We start from the raw sequence: 1264 nt of genomic DNA, 5'->3' as shown, positions 1-1264 counted from the left end.
AAGGCAGTACCATGCTGAAACGGTACTCGCATTTCGGGGCCGAGGACAAGAAGCGGATCGCCCGCAAACTCGCCGGAGTAGAGACCGAAGGGGATAAACAGCCCGACGATACTTTGAAACTGCGAATCTGCCCCATATGCGCCACCGAGAACGTGCCCACCAACAGCTTCTGCGCACAGTGCGGCACCCCCCTCAATGCAAAAGTGGCCTGTCAGATACAAGAACTCCGAAAGATGGTGGAAACCCACCCCATGTTCAAGGATTTCGGGAATCTCGATGAATACCTCGATGCGCTGATCGACCAAAAAATCCAAAATATATCTGCAAAATAGAATAATATTTCCCGTAAGCATCTCTTTTTGTTTGCCCCCACCTTACAAATTTCACAAAATTGTGTTTCACAATTGCATATGCAATCGCTTCACGGCGAGCTTCTTTTGTCAATCGGAGCTTACAAAAAGCGTATCTATTTATATACATGTAGTTTGCACTTTAAACTGGTGTAGGAGAATGAAGGAGAATGAGAAACAATGGTCGAAACATTCACCGCAGTTAAGCGGTATCCCGGTTATTACACCGTCATCGAAGCGTCATGTCGAACAGGAATCCCCGTACAGTCGCTCTACTTCCTGATTAAGCGGGAAGAAATTCCCGCAGAAAAGGTTGGAATCGCCTTTCTAATTCCGAATCAGGCTGTTGACGACATCATGGAAAGTATTGGTGAGGTCGCGTGACCGAACTCACCAAAAGCCAGCACTTGGCAGGACATAATACGCCGTCCAGCCATTTAACGTTTGCTGGCGATGTCATCGAATACGTCAAACGCCTCTCACCCACCCATCGCGTGGTGGTTAAGTACCTCCTCAAAACAGGTGCAATTTCGATTGAGGAGGAACAAGCGTGACCGTCAGGCCGATCCCAACCCACTACAACGGGTATTATTTCAGGTCACGGGCCGAGGCACGGTGGGCCGTCTTCTTCGATGCGCTCGGTATTTCCTACGAATACGAAAAAGAGGGCTACCAGCTCGATAACGGCATGTGGTACCTGCCTGATTTCTGGTTGCCGCATCTGGGGGCCTACGTGGAGATCAAGGGCCAACCCCTGACCGAAAAGTCGCCCGACTACCTGAAACTTCGGGCCTTTGCGAAGGAATTCCCGATTTACGTCTTCAAGGAGCAAATTGTCGTCCCGCCCGATATTACCAACGGGCCGTGGGGTATCTCCAATCCCGCCATGATCATGGCCCCCGTAGACGGCGAAC

4 protein-coding genes are annotated in these 1264 nt (G+C 50.4%); all 4 read left to right on the top strand.

Annotated elements, in window-relative coordinates:
* Positions 1 to 332: zinc-ribbon domain-containing protein (locus QCH34_RS12965; RefSeq protein WP_300334738.1), on the top strand; the 332-nt coding region annotated here is incomplete at its 5' end.
* A gap of 198 nt (positions 333 to 530) precedes the next feature.
* Positions 531 to 734 carry an excisionase family DNA-binding protein gene (locus QCH34_RS12960; protein ID WP_300334737.1) on the top strand — a complete coding sequence of 68 codons (204 nt, stop codon included), beginning with the start codon at positions 531 to 533 and terminating at the stop codon, positions 732 to 734.
* Entirely contained in the window at positions 731 to 904 is a 174-nt protein-coding gene (locus QCH34_RS12955) for a hypothetical protein (RefSeq protein WP_300334736.1), read from the top strand. Before QCH34_RS12960 ends, QCH34_RS12955 begins: the two co-directional genes overlap by 4 nt.
* Positions 901 to 1264: hypothetical protein (locus QCH34_RS12950; protein WP_300334735.1), on the top strand; the 364-nt coding region annotated here is incomplete at its 3' end. The genes QCH34_RS12955 and QCH34_RS12950, both read left to right, overlap by 4 nt.

The sequence above is a fragment of the Methanocalculus sp. genome, from assembly GCF_029762515.1.
In the GTDB taxonomy this organism is placed as follows: domain Archaea; phylum Halobacteriota; class Methanomicrobia; order Methanomicrobiales; family Methanocorpusculaceae; genus Methanocalculus.
The sequence above is the reverse complement of the archived record's forward strand: the minus strand, read 5'-3'. Positions and strand labels throughout refer to the sequence as shown.

What these genes read in the sequence shown, in the direction of transcription:
- QCH34_RS12960 (WP_300334737.1), top strand. Translation starts at nt 531, where the DNA reads ATGGTCGAAACATTCACCGCAGTTAAGCGGTATCCCGGTTATTACACC.